We start from the raw sequence: 21850 nt of genomic DNA on the forward strand, positions 1-21850 counted from the left end.
TGAGATTTGTAAAATGTGAAATGCAATAATTTTCACATTTTACATCTCACAAAAAGCATTTTACAATTATGATTTTGATTACGAATCCTTTTTTTGTTGAAGGCGAAATAGACATTCTTCACTCTTTGTTAGAGGAAGGATTGTCTTTGCTTCATGTTCGGAAACCTGATTTTTCTGAGTTGGAAATGGCACAGTTTATCCATCAAATAAAATTGGAATTTAGATCCTATTTGGTTTTGCATACTCATCATCAATTAGGGGAAGATTTTGGTATTGAAAGATTTCATTTCTCTGAAAAAGAAAGAAAAATGCCGAATGACTTTCCTGCAAGGTTTTCAAAACCTTGTAGGTCTAAATCAACGTCAACACATTCAATAAGCGATTTCAATTCTTTATCAACTGAATTTAATTATGCTTTTCTGAGTCCCGTATTTAAAAGTATTTCTAAAGAAAATTATTATCCCGAAAAAGATCTTTTCAAAGAAATAAAATCAAGAAAAAATCATAAAACAAAAATGGTCGCTTTGGGCGGAATTGATTCTGAAAATGTCCAAAAAGTTCTCGAAAAAGGTTTCGACGATGTCGCGCTTTTAGGTAGTATTTGGAAGAATGAAAATCCATTAAAACAATTTAAATTATGTCAACAGATCGTCCTTTCGTACTCTCAATCGCAGGTTTAGATCCGTCGGGTGGTGCCGGAATTTTAGCTGACATCAAAACATTTGAACAGCATAAAGTAACCGGTTTTGCTATTTCGACAGCCAATACCATTCAGACTGAAAATCAATTTTATGAAATTCAGTGGACAGATTTGAGTTTTGTGATTCGTTCCATCGAAACGTTGTTTTTGAATTATAAAATCAAAGTAGTAAAAATTGGAATTTTACCTTCTTTATATGATTTAAACCGAATAGTTTCGACTATAAAACTGCTTTCTCCAACAACAAAAATTGTTTGGGATCCCGTTTTGAAATCGTCCACCAAATTTGAATTTATGAATATTGAAGATTGTTTAGATTTAGATAAAATACTCTCAAAAATCGATTTAATAACGCCAAATTATCCTGAAGCCGAAATTCTATTTCCTGATTTCATTTCGAAAGAAAATAAATTTCCAACGAACATTTTGTTGAAAGGCGGACACAATGAAAAATCCTTAGGGACAGATCGTTTATTTCTAAAAGATGAAGTTTTAGAATTGCTTCCTTCAGGAAAAAACTGCTTTGAAAAACACGGATCAGGTTGTGTACTTTCTTCTGCAATTGCTTCCAATTTAGCTTTAAATCAAACGCTAAAAGAAGCCTGTAAAAATGCTAAAATCTATATCGAAAATTACCTGAGTTCAACACCAACTTTAATCGGATATCATTATGTATAGCAAACTTCAATATATCTCGCAGGGCGAAACCATCGAAAAACAATTGTACAATATTCATCAGGCGCTTGATGCGGGATGCAATTGGGTACAAATGCGTTTTAAAAACCAAACACAAAAAGACGCTTTCACTTTAGCAAAAGCGGTAAAACCATTATGCGAAAAATACACCGCCAATTTTATTGTAAACGACAATTTACATCTTACCAAAGAAATTGACGCAGACGGTATTCATCTAGGCTTAACTGATACCAAAATCGACGAAGCAAGAGCTTATTTAGGCGCTTCAAAAGTGATTGGAGGAACTGCCAATACTTTTGAAGATATTGAAAATCATGTCAAAAACGGTTGTGATTATATTGGATTAGGTCCTTTCCGCTTTACTGCGACAAAAGAAAAACTAAGTCCAATTTTAGGTTTAGCGGGCTATTTTGATATTCTTCAAAAATTAAAAAAAAATAAAATCAATATTCCGGTTTATGCTATTGGAGGCATCACATTGCAAGATGTGAGTCCGTTAATGGAGACTGGAATTCATGGAATTGCCGTTTCTGGAATCATTACCGAAAGTGATGAAAAAGAAAAATTAATTCAACAACTAAACGAAAAATTATATGCAGACATCATTGTTTAATATAGGAGTCAAAACCTTTAAATCCCGCTTATTTCTTGGAACGGGAAAATTTGGTTCGAATGAAGACATGGAGAACGCCATTTTAGCCTCAGAAAGTGAATTGGTAACCGTTGCCTTAAAACGCATTGATTTAGAAACCGATACTGATGCTATTTTATCGCATTTAAAACATCCGAATATCAATTTATTACCAAATACGTCTGGAGCGCGAAATGCCAAAGAAGCTGTTTTTGCTGCGCAATTGGCTCGTGAAGCATTAGAAACCAATTGGGTAAAATTAGAAATTCACCCCGATCCAAAATATTTAATGCCCGATCCGATTGAAACTTTAAAAGCAACCGAAGAATTGGCAAAATTGGGTTTCATCGTACTTCCCTACATTCACGCCGATCCTGTTTTATGCAAACATTTAGAAAGTGCCGGAACTGCTGCTGTAATGCCACTAGGCTCGCCAATTGGAAGTAACAAAGGTTTAAAAACGATTGATTTCTTAGAAATAATCATCGAACAAAGTACGGTTCCAGTTATTGTCGATGCCGGAATTGGAGCGCCTTCTGATGCTGCAAAAGCAATGGAAATTGGTGCCGATGCTGTTCTGGTAAATACTGCCATCGCCGTTGCCGGAAATCCAAGTTTAATGGCTGAGGCTTTTAAGGAAGCTGTTATTGCAGGAAGAAAGGCTTTTGAAGCTAAAGTTGCGAATCAGCAACATTATGCTTCGGCTTCTAGTCCTTTGACTTCTTTTCTTTATGAATAATTTTTTTTCAAACGCAAAGTCCGCAAAGACAAGCGCGAAGAACGCAAAGCTTTGTGAACCTTGCGTAAAACTTTGCGCTCTTTGCGGTTAAACATTATGAAAACATTCAAATCTATTTTTGAGCAATACAATTGGGATGAAATCCAATCCAGAATATACAAAACCACATCAAAAGATGTCGAACGAACTTTGGCTAAAACCAAATACAACATCGATGATTTTTTGACTTTAATCTCTCCTATTGCTCAAAATTATCTAGAACAAATGGCACAAAAATGCCATGAAATCACCAAGAAACGTTTTGGGAAAACCATTCAAATGTACGCACCTCTTTATCTAAGCAACGAATGCCAAAATATTTGCACTTATTGCGGATTTAGTTTAGACAATAAAATCAAAAGAAAAACACTTTCTAACGCTGAAATAAAACTCGAAGTCGAAGCCTTAAAAAATACTGGTTTTGATCATATTTTGCTGGTTACGGGTGAAGCAAATTATACCGTAAACATTAATTATTTTCTGAATGCAATTAATTTAATCAAAGAAGATTTTTCGATTATTTCTGTTGAAGTGCAGCCGCTTTCAACAGAAGATTATGAGCGTTTACATGATGCTGGAGTATATTCGGTTTTGGTTTATCAGGAAACGTATCATCAGGAAATTTACAAAAAGTATCATACGAAAGGCAAAAAATCAAACTTCGATTATCGATTGGAAACTCCCGACCGAATTGGAACTGCTGGAATTCATAAAATTGGTTTGGGCGTTTTATTAGGTTTGGAAGATTGGCGAACGGATAGTTTTTTCAATGCTTTGCATTTAGATTATTTGCAGAAGAAATATTGGCAGACAAAATATTCGGTTTCTTTTCCGCGTCTTCGTCCTGCTGAAGGTATTATCGAACCTAATTTCATTATGGATGACAAAGATTTAACACAGTTAATTTGCGCTTACCGTTTATGGAATGAAGATTTGGAAATCTCGATTTCAACGCGTGAAAACGAAAAATTCAGAAACAACATAATTCCAATTGGCGTTACGAGTATGAGTGCAGGTTCTAAAACCAATCCGGGCGGATATGTGGTCGATCCGCAGTCTTTGGAACAATTCGAAATCAGTGATGAACGATCTGCTGAAGAAATTTCAAAAATTATAAAAAAAGCAGGTTATGAACCAGTTTGGAAAGATTGGGACAGAAGTTTTAGTTTCAAACGTAAAATTTGAAGTTTCAGGTTTCAGGTTTCAAGTTTTACAAACAACATTTTACATTTTACAATTCACAAAATGAGCATCATAAAAGAATTCCTTCGTTACAACAGACAAACTATACTTCCCGAAATTGGCGATGAAGGTCAGGAAAAACTAAAAAAAGCACGTATTTTAGTTATTGGCGCGGGCGGTTTAGGCTGTCCGATTTTACAATATATTGCTACTGCTGGAGTTGGATTTATTGGAATTATGGATTTTGACACCATTGAAATTCACAACCTTCACAGACAAATTTTATATACTGAAAGTGAAATTGGAAAGCATAAAGCAATTGTTGCACAAAAAGTAGTTTCTAAATTAAACCCGTTGATTGAAGCTGTTTCGATTAATGAAAAATTAACCGCTGAAAATGCTTCAAAAATCATCGAACAATATGATATTGTTGTCGATGGTTCGGATAATTTTTCGACTCGTTATTTAGTAAATGATACTTGCGTTGAATTGAAAAAGCCTTTAGTTTATGGAAGTATTTTAAAGTTTGAAGGACAAATTGCGGTTTTTAATCATAACGGAAGCAAAAATTTGCGTGATTTATTTCCGGAAATGCCAGATCCAAAAGATGTTCCGAATTGTAATTTAAATGGTGTTTTAGGAACATTGCCAGGAATTATTGGAAATATGATGGCGCACGAAACGCTGAAATTAATTTTAGAATTGCCAACTTTAAACAATGAATTGGTAATCTTCAATACTTTAAACTGGAATTTTATAAAACTGAATTTCTAAAAAATAACCTCATCGCCAACGCTAATAATTCCCGAGTTCAGACTCACAAGATTAGTTCCAAATAAAACTGAATTATCTACATTTCTATATTTACTCAAGGTTTTTAGAGGTTCTTTTTTCACAATTCCTTTCTGCGGATCGTTGTTTACCATAATACATCTTCCGCAGGGTTTTATGTTTTTAAACTGAACTCCGCCAATTGTAAAAGACTTAAAATCATCCTCTTCATGCGCATTTTTTGTACTAATAACGATATTCGGACGAAATCTTTTAATGGTGATTTTTTCTTCTAATTTTTCATTTAAAAAATCAAGACTTTCTGATCCAATTAATAAATACGGATAACCATCGGCCAAACTCACATTGAAAGTTTCTTTTAATCTCGAACTTTCATGCTTTCTGTCTCCAATTTTTATAATTTTTACCAATCTGCAATTAAAGCCTAGTTTATCGCTAAACCATTTTGAAGCGTTTTTATTTACTTCAAAAACTTCACTTTTATCGTCCCAAACTTGAGATTCTATTGCATTTTCTAAATGCTCATTTGTAGAAAATTCGTGCGTTTCTCCTTCAAAAGTAATTTTAATTGTATCATCATAAATTTCAGGATAAAACTGACTCATTATCGGATATTCCCTTTGTGTAACATGAACATTTTCAGCATTAATCAGCATCCATCTTCGGTCGTTTTCAAATCCCATTTCTTCGGCATTGGCGCTTTTTAAGCTAATGCCCGCTAAACTTTTTATCGGATAGATATAGATTTCTTTTACACTGTAAATTACACTCATTTTATTTTTAGTTTTTTCTAAATAGCATTCGTAAATTCTATTATTGTAAAATTAAGTTTTAATTTTTAAAAACATAGAAACCATATTATCACTTAGTTAGAACAAGACAAACTTTTTATCAAGTCTTTTTCACTAAAAAAACATCATAAAACACCCTGTATTGTAGTCTTATTCTTATATTTGCAGTCTTTTGTTTATTTTTATGAAAAAATTATTTATTGCATTTATATTTTTACTTGGCTGCCAATACATAAATTCACAAGCCAAAGATACTCTAATTGATGGTTCCAAGCATCAGATATATGAACTTCCAAATGGTGAAATTTATACTTATGACAGACCACGATTCTTTGATTTTATAACCAAACTGCCTAAAGATTTTACCGGAACAATAAAAGGTATTGGAGAAAAAGAAAATCTTATTGCTCTTGGGGCTGCTACTGTAACAACAGTTGCCTTACTCCCGGCAGATCAATACTTAACAGATCGTTCCCGCGAAATAGGCGGAAAATTAGGAATGGCTCCGGTTGCCCGGTATAAAACTTTTGGTCCTTTAAGTAATATTCCTCCAGATATTCCATCGGCAATTTATTTAATAGGAAATGGTACGACCCCAATTTTATTAAGTATGGGTTTTACAGCTTATGGATTAATCAATAATGATTACAGGTCATTGCACACAGCTTCTGGTTTAATAGAAAGTATTGCAATATCGGGCATTTTCAGCCAGACAATAAAAAGAATTTCCGGAAGACAAAGTCCATCTGATACTGAAGGTGGAGTTCCGGGAGGAGAATGGAATCCTTTTCCAAGTTTTAAAGCCTATGCAAACAATACTCCGAATTACGATGCTTTTCCATCAGGACATGTAATGACTGCCACATCGGCATTATATGTTATATTAGGAAATTATCCCGAAGTAAAATGGATTAAACCAGTTGGTTTTGGTTTAATAGGAATTCTAGGGTTCCAAATGGCACAGAGTCATGTACACTGGGTATCTGATTATCCGGTAGCTCTTGTAATGGGGTATATTATTGGTAAAAATATTGCCAAAAGAAAAATGAAAAAAAGTGAACTGCTAACCGAAAACAAAAAATACAGTTATGATTTTAATGCTTCCAGAAATAATGGGTTTAACATGCTGAAATTAACGATAACTTTTTAAGCTTTCTCATACAAAAGCTGTTTGATTTAAGGATTGTTTTTCAAAATTTCCATAAATTCTTCACGATCAATTTCCCTGCAGCCTAAACTGTCTAAATGTGGATTGTAAACCTGACAATCTAATAGTTTATAATTTTCGGCTTGTAAATGTCTTACCAAAGATATAAAAGCCACTTTTGAAGCATTTGAAACTTTCGAAAACATACTTTCGCCACAAAAAACATGTCCCAAATCGATCCCATATAAACCGCCAACCAGATCGCCTTCCTGCCATACTTCAACCGATTTTGCGATTCCCTGACGATGAAGTTCACAATATGATTCGACTATATCATCTGAAATCCAGGTTCCGTCCTGACCGTCTCGTTGTATTTTCTGGCAGTTCGAAATTACTTCTTTGAAATTGGTATTAAAGGTAACCGTAAAATGCTTTCGGTTTAAAATATTCCGCATGCTTTTAGAAATCACTAATTCATCTAAAAACAAAACCATACGAGGATCCGGAGCCCACCAAAGAATAGGTTCTCCTTCATTAAACCAAGGAAAAATACCTTTTTTGTAGGCCAGCTTTAAGCGTTCGGGGCTTAAATCACCGCCAACTGCCAGAATGCCTTCTTCATCGGCTTCGGAAACGGGCGGGAAATATAAATTATCAAATAAGAAATACATTTTTTAAAATAATCAATAGTTTAAAAAAATTCCAGTAGTGAAATTCCAAATTTCAAAGGCCGGCAATTTCAAAACTTTATACAAAAAAATTCCAAATTCCATATCACACTCTGATGATTTGAAATTTGGAATTTATAGTTTTGGAATCTGCCTGATTTTAGAATGGCAAATCGTCTGGTTCGTCTTCGCTTACATTTGAAGCCGGAGCAAATGTTTCTGCTGCAGGCATTGCTGGTGCTTGTCCCGGAGCTTCAGTTGCTAATCTTTCGATTCTCCAGCCCTGAATACTATTGAAATATCTGGTTTCTCCTTGTGGATTAACCCATTCTCTTCCTCTTAAATTGATAGAAACTTTTACTGCCTCTCCTTGTTTATAGCTGCTTAATAAATCGCATTTATCTTGTGTAAATTCGATTAAAATGTGCTGCGGATACTGCTCATCTGTAGTAACTACTAACTCTCTTTTTTTGAATGAAGCACTAACTTGCTGCTCAGGATTAACGACTTTTACTTTTCCTATAACTTCCATCTTCGTCTATAAATTAATTATTGTTTCTTTTCTTATTTTTTAGCTAAAAGCACTTTCCAGGCTGAGGCAATATCTTCTTTATCGAGATATTTTTTGGCTTCTAAATGTACTTTTTCCTGATCATCTGAGCTTAGAACTCCTTTCACGGAAAAATTTTCTTTCACAAATATACTAACTTCTTCTTTTGTAGGCAAGGCTTCGATGTTTCCTAATTTTCCGAGGTCATTCCCGTTAAACACAGTACTTTCCCTAACAAAATTGGGTATTGCATCTACGCCGACACCTAAAGTTGTAAGCGGTTTTGCTACTTCAAAAAGTCCCTGATTCGATCTCGAATACCAATTTCCTCCTAATCTCGAAACCAGATCTATTTTATGCTGATCGATCGATCCGTTTTCATCTAAAACAGATTCACTAATGTGGATTTTTACTACTTCACACAAAATCAGGTTTCCGGCACCTCCTTCTGTTCCTAACGGAATAATCTGCGTAATCTTGCATTCAAATTGCACCGGAGATTCTTTTACACGATACGGTTTTACCAAATCTGAAGGAACCTGAGTTAATCCGGCTTTGATAAATTCGTTTACACCGTCTCCATATTCGGTACTTGCAAGCGATGTCTGCTGTACTATATCATAGTTTACTACATTAATTACCACCTCTTTTGTTGCTTCGGCATTAATAAGGGTGTGTTTAACAGTATTGTCGCGGACACGTCTTGAAGGCGAAAAAACCAAAATTGGCGGATTAGCACTAAAGACATTAAAGAAACTGAATGGTGATAAATTCGGAATTCCTTTTTCGCTGATTGTACTGGCAAAAGCAATAGGCCTTGGCCCTACAGAACTCTGCAGATAGCCTTGTAACTTTGCTGTTGGTGTTTCTTTTGGATCGATGCTAATCATAACTTTTATTTTTAACCAAACCTCATTCTGGCAGGTACAAAAATATAGAAATCGTTTAATTCGGGGAAATTCTTTTAGAAGATAAAAACAAAATCTTTAAAGCGGTACAAAATATAAAATGTGTTTAATTCGTTATATTTATACCTCAAAAATTAGTTATGCACTTTTCCGAAAGCACAAATACAACACGCTGGGTTATCATCTTTATTTCCTTTTTAATCATTTCCCTGATTCTTTGGAATACCTACACTTTTTTCCAGATATTTAAAAATGAAGAAAGAATGAAAATGAATCTGTGGGCCAGTGCACAAAAAACAATCATTAACGCTGATGAAAATACTGATCTTGATTTACCTCTCGAAATAACAAACAGCAACACTTCGGTTCCGGTTATGCTTGTAATGTATGATAAAGTTATTAGTTCTGTAAATGTTCCTGATCATATCATTAAAGACAAAAAGAAGTCGATGTCGTTTTTAAAAAATCTGAAAAACGAAAATGATCCTATTGTAATTGAATACGCTCCGGGAAAATTTCAGCAGATTTGTTATGGAAACTCAGCTTTACTTAATAAACTAAAATATTATCCGGTTGCTTTGCTGTTAATCATTTTTCTGTGCGGTGCTTTGGTTTACAATTTTTATAAAAGCACTAAGATGGCCACTCAGAATAAACTGTGGGCAGGAATGGCGAAAGAAACAGCACATCAAATCGGGACGCCTTTATCTTCGTTAATTGGGTGGATTGAAATCTTAAAAACAGAAAATATTGACCAGTCCATTACCGTAGAAATTCAAAAGGATATTGAACGTCTGCAAACCATCACTGACCGATTTTCTAAAATTGGCTCGGTACCGGTATTAGAACCTCACAATATTGTTTCAGAAACTTTAAATACCTGCGAATATCTGCAGTCCCGTTTTTCTAAACAGGTTGAATTCTCTTATTCTTCTCCTAATAAACCTGTTTTTGCTTTGATAAATCCTACTCTTCACAGCTGGACTATTGAAAATCTGATTAAAAATGCCATTGATGCCATGAAAGGAAAGGGAACGCTGGACATCAAAATTGAACAAGATTCGCAGCATGTTAAAGTAAACATTAAAGATTCCGGAAGCGGGATTGCCAAACACCAGTTCAAAACTATTTTTGAGCCCGGATTCACAACAAAAAAACGCGGCTGGGGATTGGGTCTTTCCTTGACAAAAAGAATTGTAGAGGAATATCACAAGGGCAAAATTAAGGTTTTACATTCTGAAATTGGAAAAGGAACTACGTTTCAGATAAGCTATAAAATTAGTGATTCAGATAAAAATCAGGCATAAAAAAACACCAATTCAGAATAATATTTGAATTGGTGTTTTTTTATTGATTTAATCCTTAAAGATTTGACTGAATATCTTTGGCTAAAGCTTCAAACTCTTCTTTAGAAAGTGATACTTTGTTAATAAAGCGCATTTCATCCATTTCGTTTAACGGAATTAAATGAACGTGTGCATGAGGAACTTCAAGTCCAACCACCGCAATTCCAACTCTTTTGCATGGAACCGTTTTTTCTAAAGCTGCGGCCACTCTTTTAGCGAATTTCATCAGACCTAAATACAGTTCTTCATCCATATCAAAAATCTTATCGATTTCTTGTTTTGGAATACAAAGCGTATGGCCCTTAGCATTTGGATTTACATCTAAAAAAGCCAAATAGTTTTCGTCTTCGGCAATTTTATAAGCAGGAATTTCTCCGTTTACTATTTTAGTGAATATTGAGCTCATTTTTTATTTGTTTAATCGTTAAATAGGTTAAAAGAATAAACGATTAACCAGTTAAACTAAAATTTAGTCTCTCGAAATATCAAGAATTTCAAATTTCAAAACGCCGTTTGGCACTGTAATCTCCGCTACTTCACCAACAGATTTCCCCAATAAACCTTTACCAATAGGAGATGTTACAGAAATTTTCCCCGTTTTTAAATCGGCTTCACTTTCGGCAACAAGTGTATATTTCATTTCCATTCCGTTGCTTTGGTTTTTAATTTTTACATTAGAAAGAACCAAAACTTTAGAAACATCTAATTGAGATTCGTCAATTAATCTTGCGTTTGCATATACTTCTTCAAGTTTAGCAATTCTCATTTCTAATAAACCCTGTGCTTCTTTTGCAGCATCGTATTCGGCATTTTCAGATAAATCACCTTTGTCTCTTGCGTCTGCTATATCTTGAGATGCTTTAGGACGCATTACACTCTTTAAATGCTCCAATTCATCTTTTAATTTTTTTAAACCATCTGCGGTATAATAAGATACTTTACTCATAACTTCATCGTTTACATAAATAGAAAAAATCCCATCGGGACGGGATTTTGTAATACAAATATACTATTATTTTTAATAGTACATAATTATATGTTAATCATATAAAAATCAAATCTAAATAAATTATTTTTGTTTCACTAATTCTTATTAAAATAATGAAAAAAATCTGGCTCTTTATCGTTTTTATTTGTGTTCTTTCTGCCTGCAGCGACCACGAACGCAGCAATAAGAACCCTTACATTCCCAGCTATGCTGTAAATTTATCTGTAGATATGAACCTGCCCTTATATTCTGACCTTAAATATGCAAGCAACGCAGTAATTGTTCCTAATCAGGGAGCAAAAGGAATTATTATTTTTAATGCCGGAAGCGGTTACAATGCATTTGATGCGGCCTGCCCTAATCAGGAAGTAAATTCATGCACCGCCATGACGATAGATGGCATAAACGCCGTATGCTCCTGCGACAAAACATCTTACAGCCTATTTACAGGCCTGGGAGGAAAAGAATACGCTTTAAAACAATACAAAGTACAAGTAACCGGAACTGTGATTCACGTTTACAATTAAAAAATAAAAAAAGCCTGAAAGTTTAAATTTTCAGGCTTTTTTACTTAGAATTTCAGAGATAATCCGGCTAGGAAATTAATCCCTGCCTGTGGATAATAATAGGGATAAATATCCCACATTGCTCCGTTTGAAACATATTTCTTGTCCAGAATATTGTTTACCATCCCGGTAATGGTAATAGATTTAAAAACAGATTTTGTTTTTATTTCGTACGAAATATTTAAATCGTTTACAAAGTAATCTGCCAGTTTTGCGGAAGGCAGTTCGATATTGTTCATATATTGTTCGCCAACATATTTCTGTAATAATGAAACATAAAGTCGTTCGATTGGTTTATAAACAATTATATTTCCTGCAATAACTTCCGGAGAATAAGCAATTTTTGTTGTTCCGTAATATTGGCCTTCAACAGCCAGATCAACGTTTTTATTACTGCTCAAAGTGAAGTTTGGTCTAAGGATAAATTTTTCTGAAAGTGAAATAGTTGCATCAAATTCAAAACCTAAACGGTAACTTTTCTCGGTATTTGCACGAATTGGATTTCCTACATCATCTAATCTTCCCGTTAGAATCAGCTGATCTTTGTATCCCATATAATAAAAATTTGAGTTCATCTGGAATTTTTCTGAATTAAATCGCCATCCCAATTCAAAATCATTTAATTTTTCCGGTTTTACATTACCCCCTTCGTAATCGGTTCTGTTCGGTTCACGGTTCGCACGTGCATACGAAAAGTAAAGTGTGTTCTGCTCATTGAATTCTAAATTCATACCCGCTTTGGGGTTAAAGAAATTAAAAGTATCGTTCACTAAACCGGTTTCGGCACTATTTGCCTCATAACGCACTCTCCTGTATTGTAAATCCCCATAAAAACTTACTACCTCATTTAATTGAAAATTAGCTTTTGCGAAGATGTTTCCATCCGTTTTTGTAGAAAAATCATCATAATAATGGTCTCCCAATTCAGATTGTGATGCGTACCTCGCCCAGATTACTTTTCCATAATGATCCCCTTCATATTTATTCCATCCGCCTCCTAAAATTACATCAAGCTTTTCTTCTTTGTATTTCACAGAGAATGTAGTTCCGTAAAAATCATTGTCTAACCATTTCTGGCGAATTAAATCTGTTTTTTCAATTGCTCCTACAGAAGTCAGATTATACTCTGACATAGCCGCATCCGGCTTATAGTTTTCAAAATAACCTTTTCCTTTTGTATAATGAAATGCCAGGTTGCTGCTCCATTTATCAGAAAGAGATTCACTCCAGTGCAGCTGATAATGATCCTGTTTGTAATTATCAGTTTCATTATCATAATAACGGGTCTTTCCAAATTCATCTGTATATTCTCCAGCCGAATTGTATGTACGATCTGAATTCAATTTATCAGCATCAATTCCGTTCCAGGACTGGTATGTGGTTTGAGTCCCGCCAAAAACCAAAGCTTTGATTAAAGTTGTTTTTCCGATATAAGTTCCCTGAAGAAAATACGATTTCAAATCAGAACTTGCGCGATCTACATAACCATCTGATTTAACAGTAGACAAACGTCCTGCCAATTCAAAATGATCATTTAATAAACCAGTACTGAATTTTACGGTATTTTTATTGGAATTGAAACTTCCGTATGAACTTGAAATTTCGCCATTGGCCTTAGATGCGTAACTGTCGGTCAGCATATTTAAACTTGCTCCAAAAGCTCCTGAACCATTTGTCGAAGTTCCAACACCACGCTGTAATTGAAGACTTTCTACAGAGGAAGCAAAATCCGGCATGTTTACCCAGAAAGTTCCCTGACTTTCAGCATCGTTGTACGGAATTCCGTTAATGGTTACGTTTACACGAGTGGCATCGCTTCCGCGGACTCTGATTCCGGTATATCCAATTCCTCCTCCGGCATCGGTTGTTGTAACAACAGAAGGAAGATAGTTCATTAGGACCGGAATATCTTGTCCAAGATTTCTGTATCTAATTTCTTTTTTATCCATATTACTAAACGTAACCGGCGTTTTTGAAGTAACACGAACCGCAGAAACCAGTACATCATCAAGCTGATTTACTTTTGTAGAATCCTGTACTTGTGCAAAAGAAAATAATGTGAAGAATCCGGAAGATAGAAGAAAGAAAATAGATTTGGTTCTGCTCATTTTTTGAACCTTAGAACCTTTGCAGCTTAGTACCTCAGTACCTAAAATAAAATTTTTCATTCGTAAAAAATTACGAATAAAAGGGGGAATTATTCTTTTGTTAAATTAATAAATGTGTTTCACGACAAAATAAAGTGTGCACTCTCGATAGTGTCGTTTTTTCCCTTAGCAACATTACTCGCTCAGGTTCTTTGGGTATGATCTCAGCTCGTTATTTAGAGCACCCCTTTGAGACAGTGCAAATGTACTGTTAAAAATTTCAAAAATCAAATTTGAGATTTATTCCAAGTTTGGTTTTCTTCTTGATTGTTTCAAGTCCGAAATATTCTTTTTGTCTTTAATTCTTTTTTTAATTACAGATTTTGGGACTTTTGTAGCTTTTCTGACTTTTGGGACGTATAATCCCTTTTTGACGATTTCCAGAAACCGTTTCGTAACAATCTCTTTGTTTTTAAGCTGGCTTCGGTCTTCATCACAATTTAAAATCAGGATGTTTTCAGAAGTTAAGCGAGGAGCTAAATTAGCTTTTAAAAGTATTTTTTCATCATCAGATAAAGCTTGTGAAGTTTCTAAATCAAAAGTCAGCACTACTTTTGATGAAACTTTATTCACGTTCTGTCCGCCCGAGCCACTGCTCCGAACGGCTTTAAAACCTAATTCTGATATGATTTTTTCGTTATCCATTATTGTGGCTGATGTGCCGGTTTTAACAAATCGTTTACCGTTTTTACAGGGTTAAAAGTTATTAAAGGAACGGCAACAAAAACCGTTAACCAGTCGGCCATTGAACCATTCCATAGTCCCGGAAGTTCATAGCTTCTTACTGGCTTCCCTTCAACACTTTTTTCTACAATAAACCCGGATTCGTGATCTACAAATTCTTTAAGATCAAATTTTTCGCCTTTATAATTTTTAATACCGCAGACTAAATCAACCGGATTAAAATGCGTTGCTGTTTCTAATATTTCAAGCTGTTTTTTGTTTGTTAAATCAACCTGAGAAGTCTCAACAATCTGCAGCGAAATCTCTCCTTTTCCGTTCATAATCCAAAATGGTCCGCCTCCCGGCTCACCTTCATTTCGAACCATACCGCAAACCCGTATTGGACGGTCTAACAATTCTTTGATTTTAATAATCTTATTTTCAAAAGTGAATTTATTAAAATCTTTACCTAATTCAATATGAAGTTTTTGCTTTAAGAATTCAATAATCTGCAATAAGCTTTCCTCATTTACCTCTTGTTCTTCAATTTCTCTTAAGTAAGCAAAAGTCTTCTGTTGAATTGCAATTAAAATTCCGCCTAAAGCTTTTTTATATAAGGTGATTTGATCAATATGATTTTGAATTACATTATCGATATTCTTAATAAAAATCACATCGGCATCCAGAATGTCCAGGTTTTCAATTAAAGCACCATGACCGCCGGGTCTAAAAACCAACGTTCCCTTTTTATCCCTCACAAGTTTATTTTTCGCATCAACGTTTATAGAGTCAGTGCTTTTATTTTGGTAAGAATATGTTATGTCAATGGCAACTCCCGAAGGTTTTTCTATTTTCCCTCTAATTTCATTTACGGCATTTTCAAACAAATCCTGATGAATCTCTGAAACAGTAAAATGAAGATTTGAAACATTTTTTGATGTGGCGTAATGCACACATTCATTTAAATGCTCTTCGATTGGGTTTGCGATATGATCTTTATACTGATGAAAAGGCAGAACTGCTTTGGGTTTATTTGCTGAATTAAAATAGTCCGAAGACAACAATGTTTTTATGAAATAATAATTTTTATAATCTCTTTCTAAACTTTCAAAATCAGAATAAATTTCCCTTAATTTTTTATCAACCGCATCAAAAAAGGGAAACTTTTCCATCCCTATAATAAATATAGCAAGTTCTTTATCTTTTTTTCTGTTTATATAAGCATTTATAGTCTCTTTTTGAATATCAAAATCATTCAAAAAAGCGGTTAAAAACTTATACATTCTCGTTGCCGCGCCAGATGCAGGAACAAACTTCTTGATTTTTAATTCTTCTTTTTGAACATCAAAAAACGCTGCTTTTTCTTCAAAATCTTTTTCTGATAAACTCAAAATTCCGTTGCCAATTGTGGCAGGACTGATTAAATTACTTTTAGCAATCCCGTTTTTAAATATTTCTAATTGCTTTAAAATGTTTTCAGAAGAAATTCCGTGATTATATATTTCGACAAAATCTTCAGATGACAATCCTTTTTCTTTTAAAGCACTTAACGCATTTACTATCGTTTTTGCTTTTGCCAAACGACTTTCTTTATCTCCGGAAAGGGTTATGAAAGGTTTATTATTATCTATTAAAGTCTGCTTAAAAACAGAAAAAACAGTTTCCCTTCCTTCTGCTTTATCTCTGATATCATCTTTTTCCCAAGGCACATCTATGTCTGTAAGGAAAAACAAATCATAATCATGTTTTAAAGCTGCTTCATTTAAAAGTGGATCGCAAAAACCATAATACACTTCGGAGAAGACTTTAGTAACCATGAGATTGGTGTCACAAAACAAATATTTTTTGGCAGATGAAACTTTTTCATTCTCCAGTAAAACCTGTCCGTAAGCAATGGGAAGCATATCTCCTGCGTCACAAATATGTTTGTTTTCTTCCCATCTTTTTTGCAGATAACCGCGTGCAAACTCAGGAACCCATTGGGTTTCGTAGTAAGCCGCAAGCTGTTTTGCCAAAGTTGTTTTGCCTGTACTTTCAGGACCAAACAAAGCAATTTTTATGATATTTGTTTTTTGCTGTTTAAGATTTTTCTCCATTCTAAATAAGCTGAAATAGCCAAAATTGTAAAAATTAAATACTGAAGCGACAACATCCCTAAACCGCGATATGCGTAAAGAGGCACAACAATAATATCACCAATAATCCAAAGCGTCCAGTTTTCGATTTTCTTTCTGGCCATGTACCACATACCGGCAAAAAATATTCCTGATGAAATCATATCGACATAATTATCATTATGGATTTCATAATCGAAATATTTATAAATGCCGAAAACTACAAAAATGGTTACAAAAAAGAGAATAAACCCTATAATTTTTTCGTTAAAATTTGTTCTTGTAATAGGCAGGTTATCCTCTACAGTTCCTCCTTTTGCCCACATATACCAGCCATATATACTCATAACAGAGAAATAAGCATTGATAATCATGTCTCCTATATAACCTGCAATATATAAAAGATATACTGAAATTACTGTTGCAATAAGTCCTGTGGGATAAACCCAAATGTTTTCTTTTTTAGCAAACCATACGCTTAAAATACCGCATACAAAAACCAAAAATTCCAGAATAATATGCCATAGCGGTGCATTTTTATAGCTTTCTAAAAAAAAATCAATCATTGACAACGTATTTAAATAGTATTATAACTCAAAAAAATGGCTGTTATTCTCAAAAGCGGTTCCAATTACAACTAAATCAGCCCCCGCATTATAAGCATTTTGAATTCCGTGCAAATCTACGATTCCGCCGCCAACAATAATAGGAATTTCAATGTTTTGAGCAATTAAAGAAATCATTTCCAGCGGTACTGCTTTTTTTGCCCCGCTTCCGGCTTCGAGATAAATCAGTTTATTGCCAAGCATTTCTCCTGCCTGAGCGGTTGCAAGAGCTAAATCTAAATTTTCTCTGTTAAGCGGTTCCGTTTTACTAACGCGTGCCACAGCTGTTTCATTGCCGCTCTCTACTAAAATATATCCCGTTGAGATTATTTCCAGATTGATTCTTTTAAGAATTGGCGCCGCCTGAACCTGATATTCTATTAAATAATCCGGATTTCGGCCAGATAATAAGGATAGGAATAAAATTGCATCGGCCTGAGGAGAAATCTGCGACGGATCTCCCGGAAAAATAACTACCGGTAAGTTTGTTTTTTGTTTTAACTGTGCAATTAAATCCTCCAGAATAGTGCTTTGTACAATACTTCCTCCAACAAAAATGTGTGTTGCAGGAGACTGGTTTATTTTAAGTAATAAATGATCTAAATTTTCCCAGACTATTTTGTCAGGATCCAAAAGTATGGCTAATAATTTTTGTCCGTTCTTCTTGGCTTCTAAAATCTGCTGGTGAATCATGCGTAATTTTTGCTCCATAACGGGTGTAAAAGTAAAAGTTTTTAACGTAGAAGAACTATTTTGAATGAATTATATTTGTACAATCGCCTTTGAAAACCAAAAGAAAACAATTATGATTGCCGTTTCATTATTAGAAAAATATGGTGCGTCAAAAAAATCCTTCAACAAAAACGAAATTATTTTTGAAGAGGGAAATCTGCCTGCGCATTATTACCAGATTCTTTCAGGAGAAATTAAAATGAGTAATTATAATGATGACGGGCGCGAATTTATTCAGGGAATATTTTACAAAAAACAGTCCTTTGGCGAACCTCCTTTGTTTTTAAACCAAAAATATCCGGCAAATGCTATTGCGGTTGAAGAAAGTGAAATCATTCTTTTATCTAAACCTAATTTCTTAAAATTACTCGCAGAAAATCCTTCTGTAAGTATTACAATTATTGAAAATCTTGCGCAGCGTTTGTATTACAAATCGATAATGGCTGCCGAAATTTCTACACACGAACCGGAACATAGGGTACTCAAATTAATCGACCACGGAATTGCGTATTTTAATTTTCAAAAAGACAAAAACGGCTATCTTATTAATTTTACCCGACAGCAGATTGGAGACTTAACAGGGCTGCGTGTGGAAACAGTTATCAGGACCATAAAAGCGCTTGAAAAAAAAGGAGAATTGAAGATTATTAATCGAAAAGTATACAGATAAAATAGTTCTGTTTTTATGATTTAAGTCATAAAATACAGCGGTAAAGTGACCGTACCTTTGTTGATATAAAAAACTGAATATCATGACACTTTATCAAACAACATTCGACATTTTCAATAGAAACTATATGGGTTCTGCTGCAATGGCAGTAATTGGTCAAAGCTGTTTAGGCGGCGCTGCTGCAATGTACGTTTTAGCAAACGGAACTTCAATTCCTCAAATGATCCAGCTGGCAGTTATTGTTTTAGCCTGTATCTTTGTAAACACTTCAATTTTGGCACAAATGAAACATAAAGTGGTTTTTAATCTTTTAATTCTTAGTTCATTTTTAAGTGTATTATTTATTCTGTTAAATACCTTTATTCTGTGAAAAAACAAATAGAAAATAGAGCTGATGTATCTTTTTTAGTAAATCAGTTTTATGCTAAAATAAGAGCCGATAAAGAGATCGGCTTTTATTTTAACGAAGTTATTACCGATTGGGATGCCCATCTTGAAAAGCTTACTGATTTCTGGGAAACCAATCTGTTTGGTGTTCGTAAATACAAAGGCGATCCACATTCTGTTCACAACGAAGTAGATGCCCATTTTGACGAAAAAATAACCGTAGATGAATTCGGAATCTGGCTTAACCACTGGTTTCAGACTCTGGACGAACATTTTGAAGGCGAAAATGTTGAGACATTAAAAAGGCGCGCCCGAAAAATGAGTACGTATTTGTTTATGAGCATGTTTGAACACCGAAAAAAAGAAAGCGAAGTTTAAATTAAAATAGCTCAATTTCTGGAATTTAATCTAATTGAAATTTCATTTTTCAAAAGCATAAACCAAAGTAAAACGACCTTCAAAATTATCCGATTTGATTTCCTGATAATGAACGCTGAAATCTTTAATCAAATCGTCAAAATTAAGACTTGCCTGCGTTTGGGTTTCATCTAAGGAAAAGTTACCCACATTGATATGATCTTTAAAGCTTATACCCTTTTCATTTCTGATTTTAAAGATTGCTTCTTTTGCTCCCCAAATAACGGTAAGTTTTTTTATGTATTCATCTGTAGATAACGGATCTAAATAACCACATTCATAATCTGTGAATTTATCTGCAATCCTCTGAATTTTTTCGCGCTGCAATTCCATATCAATCCCTACAGTTTCCTTGCTTATTATGATTGCGGCAAAATGATACGAATGCGTTATCGAAATGTAATTATCGCAATCAAAATACGGTTTCCCAAATTCGTCATAATGCAGGTCTTTATCTGTAAAACCCATCTCCTGAATCAGCATACGAACACTTAAAAAAGCACGCTGGTGCATTTGAGACTTCATTCCGTCCAGTCTCTTCTGCGTTTTTTCCTTTAAAAAAACTACTTTGGTCAATAACTCTTCCAGGGATTCTGTTATTTCCCAAATTAAAATCTTAGTCGATTCGTTAAACTGTATAGTCTTAAATAAAGGCATTTCTTTTAATTGTAAATTATGAATGGTGAATTATAAATTATTTTCTTTTGATTTTTAAACCATATCAGTGATATAAAAAAATATAACTGTTGGCTAAAAAAATGTATTAGTAAATATAAGCAATTAGCGACAAAGGTAATAGTTAAGGATCTTTTTAAATGAACTTATATCGCTTATATGGTTCAAAAACGATTCTTAAACTAACATTCTAAAGATTAAGAAATTAAAGATTTCACAAATCTTACAGAAAATAGTAAAAATAAAAAGCTATTACGTAAATTTGCGAAAATTTTACATTTACACAAATATAATATAAATGAGTACTACAACTACGCCTTATGTGGCTTTCAAAGTAAAAGACATTTCTCTTGCAGCTTGGGGAAGAAAAGAAATTGAACTAGCTGAGGCTGAAATGCCAGGTTTAATGGCACTTCGCGCTGAATACAAAGATGAACAACCTTTAAAAGGTGCTCGTATTGCTGGATGTTTACACATGACGATTCAAACTGCTGTTTTAATCGAAACTTTAATTGCTCTTGGTGCAGAGGTTACATGGTCTTCTTGTAACATTTTTTCTACTCAGGATCAGGCTGCTGCTGCAATTGCTGCTGCAGGAATTCAGGTTTATGCATGGAAAGGTCTTGACGAAGAGTCATTTGACTGGTGTATTGAGCAGACTTTATTCTTTGGTGAAGACAGAAAACCATTGAACATGATTCTTGACGACGGAGGAGATTTAACTAACATGGTTATCGATCGTTACCCAGAATTAGTTCCTGGAATTAAAGGTCTTTCTGAAGAAACTACAACTGGTGTTCACAGACTTTACGAAAGAGTAAAAGCCGGAACTCTTCCAATGCCTGCAATCAACATTAACGACTCTGTTACTAAATCTAAATTTGATAACAAATACGGATGTAAAGAATCTGCTGTAGATGCTGTACGTCGTGCAACTGACTTAATGTTAGCTGGAAAAAGAGTTGTGGTTTGTGGATACGGTGACGTTGGAAAAGGAACTGCAGCTTCTTTCAGAGGTGCTGGTTCTATTGTAACAGTTACTGAAATCGATCCAATTTGTGCTTTACAAGCTGCAATGGACGGTTATGAAGTTAAAAAATTAAATACTGTAATTGCTAATGCTGACATCATCATTACAACTACAGGAAACAAAGATATCGTTCTTGGAGAGCACTTCGAGCAAATGAAAGACAAAACTGTTGTTTGTAACATTGGTCACTTTGATAACGAAATCGACATGGCTTGGTTAAACAAAACTCACGGTGCTTCTAAAATCGAAATCAAACCTCAGGTTGACAAATACAACATCAACGGTAAAGATATCATTATCCTGGCTGAAGGTCGTTTAGTAAACCTTGGTTGTGCTACAGGTCACCCAAGCTTCGTAATGAGTAACTCATTTACAAACCAAACTTTAGCTCAAATCGAATTATGGAACAATAGTGCAGCTTACAAAAATGAAGTGTACATGTTACCTAAACATTTAGATGAAAAAGTTGCTGCTTTACACTTAGCTAAATTAGGTGTTGAACTTGAAGTTCTTCGCGAAGATCAGGCGGCTTATATTGGTGTTGATGTAAAAGGTCCATTCAAACCGGAATACTACAGATATTAATAGATTTAAGATTGCAAATCTTAGATTTTTACCATATGCAAACCCGACAGTTTTTAAACTTGTCGGGTTTTGTTTTTTTAGC

Annotated in this window: 25 protein-coding genes; 13 read left to right on the top strand and 12 right to left on the bottom strand. The window is 34.3% G+C overall.

The features are described 5' to 3' along the window. Window positions 1-68 precede the first annotated feature (68 nt). The 6 genes from OZP11_RS11715 to OZP11_RS11740 all read left to right on the top strand — a co-directional run bounded on the left by OZP11_RS11715 (window position 69) and on the right by OZP11_RS11740 (window position 4761). On the top strand, window positions 69-680 hold the full coding sequence (locus OZP11_RS11715; RefSeq protein WP_281235379.1) for a thiamine phosphate synthase: 612 nt from the start codon (window positions 69-71) through the stop codon (window positions 678-680). Beyond that, on the top strand, window positions 638-1378 hold the full coding sequence (locus tag OZP11_RS11720; protein ID WP_281235380.1) for a hydroxymethylpyrimidine/phosphomethylpyrimidine kinase: 741 nt from the start codon (window positions 638-640) through the stop codon (window positions 1376-1378). Before OZP11_RS11715 ends, OZP11_RS11720 begins: the two co-directional genes overlap by 43 nt. Beyond that, on the top strand, window positions 1371-2009 hold the full coding sequence (locus tag OZP11_RS11725) for a thiamine phosphate synthase (protein ID WP_281235381.1): 639 nt from the start codon (window positions 1371-1373) through the stop codon (window positions 2007-2009). Before OZP11_RS11720 ends, OZP11_RS11725 begins: the two co-directional genes overlap by 8 nt. Further along, window positions 1990-2766, top strand: a complete 777-nt coding sequence (locus tag OZP11_RS11730) for a thiazole synthase (RefSeq protein ID WP_281235382.1) — start codon at window positions 1990-1992, stop codon at window positions 2764-2766. Before OZP11_RS11725 ends, OZP11_RS11730 begins: the two co-directional genes overlap by 20 nt. Window positions 2767-2862: 96 nt before the next feature. Continuing rightward, window positions 2863-3990 carry a 2-iminoacetate synthase ThiH gene (gene thiH / locus OZP11_RS11735; RefSeq protein ID WP_281235383.1) on the top strand — a complete coding sequence of 376 codons (1128 nt, stop codon included), beginning with the start codon at window positions 2863-2865 and terminating at the stop codon, window positions 3988-3990. 60 nt (window positions 3991-4050) lie between these two features. After that, entirely contained in the window at window positions 4051-4761 is a 711-nt protein-coding gene (locus OZP11_RS11740; RefSeq protein WP_281235384.1) for a HesA/MoeB/ThiF family protein, read from the top strand. On the opposite strand, the gene OZP11_RS11745 is transcribed toward OZP11_RS11740, so the two are convergent. Then, window positions 4758-5552, bottom strand: a complete 795-nt coding sequence (locus OZP11_RS11745) for an MOSC domain-containing protein (RefSeq protein WP_281235385.1) — start codon at window positions 5550-5552, stop codon at window positions 4758-4760. The two genes, OZP11_RS11740 and OZP11_RS11745, sit on opposite strands and share 4 nt — an antisense overlap. A gap of 202 nt (window positions 5553-5754) precedes the next feature. Here OZP11_RS11745 and OZP11_RS11750 point away from each other — a divergent pair, with 202 nt between their 5' ends. Beyond that, window positions 5755-6720, top strand: coding sequence for a phosphatase PAP2 family protein (locus OZP11_RS11750; protein ID WP_281235386.1), 966 nt, complete (start codon window positions 5755-5757; stop codon window positions 6718-6720). 26 nt (window positions 6721-6746) lie between these two features. Here the strand turns inward: OZP11_RS11750 and aat are convergent, their stop codons facing one another. The 3 genes from aat to OZP11_RS11765 all read right to left on the bottom strand — a co-directional run bounded on the left by aat (window position 6747) and on the right by OZP11_RS11765 (window position 8825). Continuing rightward, entirely contained in the window at window positions 6747-7388 is a 642-nt protein-coding gene (gene aat, locus OZP11_RS11755; RefSeq protein WP_281235387.1) for a leucyl/phenylalanyl-tRNA--protein transferase, read from the bottom strand. A gap of 157 nt (window positions 7389-7545) precedes the next feature. Continuing rightward, entirely contained in the window at window positions 7546-7917 is a 372-nt protein-coding gene (locus OZP11_RS11760; RefSeq protein ID WP_281235388.1) for a DUF3127 domain-containing protein, read from the bottom strand. 32 nt (window positions 7918-7949) lie between these two features. After that, window positions 7950-8825 (bottom strand): flavin reductase family protein, encoded by an 876-nt coding sequence (locus OZP11_RS11765; protein WP_281235389.1) that lies wholly within the window; start codon window positions 8823-8825, stop codon window positions 7950-7952. Between the two features lie 158 nt (window positions 8826-8983). Here OZP11_RS11765 and OZP11_RS11770 point away from each other — a divergent pair, with 158 nt between their 5' ends. Then, window positions 8984-10150 carry a sensor histidine kinase gene (locus OZP11_RS11770; protein WP_281235390.1) on the top strand — a complete coding sequence of 389 codons (1167 nt, stop codon included), beginning with the start codon at window positions 8984-8986 and terminating at the stop codon, window positions 10148-10150. 55 nt (window positions 10151-10205) lie between these two features. Here the strand turns inward: OZP11_RS11770 and OZP11_RS11775 are convergent, their stop codons facing one another. Then, complete coding sequence (locus OZP11_RS11775) at window positions 10206-10595, bottom strand: HIT family protein (RefSeq protein WP_281235391.1); 390 nt, start codon at window positions 10593-10595, stop codon at window positions 10206-10208. Between the two features lie 63 nt (window positions 10596-10658). Beyond that, window positions 10659-11135 (bottom strand): transcription elongation factor GreA, encoded by a 477-nt coding sequence (gene greA, locus OZP11_RS11780; RefSeq protein ID WP_281235392.1) that lies wholly within the window; start codon window positions 11133-11135, stop codon window positions 10659-10661. A 155-nt stretch (window positions 11136-11290) separates the two neighbouring features. On the opposite strand from greA, the gene OZP11_RS11785 reads away from it, so the two are divergent. Continuing rightward, window positions 11291-11704 (top strand): Rieske (2Fe-2S) protein, encoded by a 414-nt coding sequence (locus OZP11_RS11785; RefSeq protein WP_281235393.1) that lies wholly within the window; start codon window positions 11291-11293, stop codon window positions 11702-11704. 44 nt (window positions 11705-11748) lie between these two features. Here the strand turns inward: OZP11_RS11785 and OZP11_RS11790 are convergent, their stop codons facing one another. From OZP11_RS11790 to OZP11_RS11810, 5 genes are all read right to left on the bottom strand, one after another. Continuing rightward, entirely contained in the window at window positions 11749-13851 is a 2103-nt protein-coding gene (locus OZP11_RS11790) for a TonB-dependent receptor (protein WP_281235394.1), read from the bottom strand. Between the two features lie 279 nt (window positions 13852-14130). Continuing rightward, window positions 14131-14535 carry an alternative ribosome rescue aminoacyl-tRNA hydrolase ArfB gene (gene arfB, locus OZP11_RS11795; RefSeq protein ID WP_281235395.1) on the bottom strand — a complete coding sequence of 135 codons (405 nt, stop codon included), beginning with the start codon at window positions 14533-14535 and terminating at the stop codon, window positions 14131-14133. After that, complete coding sequence (locus tag OZP11_RS11800) at window positions 14535-16649, bottom strand: DUF4301 family protein (RefSeq protein WP_281235396.1); 2115 nt, start codon at window positions 16647-16649, stop codon at window positions 14535-14537. Before OZP11_RS11800 ends, arfB begins: the two co-directional genes overlap by 1 nt. Beyond that, a complete protein-coding gene (pnuC, locus tag OZP11_RS11805) occupies window positions 16610-17233 on the bottom strand; it encodes a nicotinamide riboside transporter PnuC (RefSeq protein WP_281235397.1) in 624 nt (207 codons plus the stop codon). The genes OZP11_RS11800 and pnuC overlap by 40 nt, the downstream gene beginning before the upstream one ends. Before the next feature lie 21 nt (window positions 17234-17254). Next, window positions 17255-17983 (bottom strand): phosphoglycerol geranylgeranyltransferase, encoded by a 729-nt coding sequence (locus tag OZP11_RS11810; RefSeq protein ID WP_281235398.1) that lies wholly within the window; start codon window positions 17981-17983, stop codon window positions 17255-17257. 94 nt (window positions 17984-18077) lie between these two features. Here OZP11_RS11810 and OZP11_RS11815 point away from each other — a divergent pair, with 94 nt between their 5' ends. From OZP11_RS11815 to OZP11_RS11825, 3 genes are all read left to right on the top strand, one after another. Beyond that, a complete protein-coding gene (locus OZP11_RS11815) occupies window positions 18078-18674 on the top strand; it encodes a Crp/Fnr family transcriptional regulator (protein WP_281235524.1) in 597 nt (198 codons plus the stop codon). Window positions 18675-18756: 82 nt separating this feature from the next. After that, a complete protein-coding gene (locus tag OZP11_RS11820; protein ID WP_281235399.1) occupies window positions 18757-19044 on the top strand; it encodes a hypothetical protein in 288 nt (95 codons plus the stop codon). Beyond that, window positions 19041-19439: a group III truncated hemoglobin gene (locus OZP11_RS11825; RefSeq protein ID WP_281235400.1), complete on the top strand. Its 399-nt coding sequence runs from the start codon at window positions 19041-19043 to the stop codon at window positions 19437-19439. Before OZP11_RS11820 ends, OZP11_RS11825 begins: the two co-directional genes overlap by 4 nt. Before the next feature lie 42 nt (window positions 19440-19481). Here OZP11_RS11825 and OZP11_RS11830 read toward each other — a convergent pair whose 3' ends face one another. Further along, window positions 19482-20135, bottom strand: a complete 654-nt coding sequence (locus OZP11_RS11830; protein WP_281235401.1) for a 4'-phosphopantetheinyl transferase family protein — start codon at window positions 20133-20135, stop codon at window positions 19482-19484. Window positions 20136-20451: 316 nt separating this feature from the next. Between OZP11_RS11830 and ahcY the strand changes: the two genes are divergently transcribed. Beyond that, window positions 20452-21768, top strand: a complete 1317-nt coding sequence (gene ahcY / locus OZP11_RS11835; RefSeq protein ID WP_281235402.1) for an adenosylhomocysteinase — start codon at window positions 20452-20454, stop codon at window positions 21766-21768. Window positions 21769-21850: the final 82 nt, after the last annotated feature.

Source organism: Flavobacterium gelatinilyticum (assembly GCF_027111295.1).
Lineage (GTDB): Bacteria > Bacteroidota > Bacteroidia > Flavobacteriales > Flavobacteriaceae > Flavobacterium > Flavobacterium gelatinilyticum.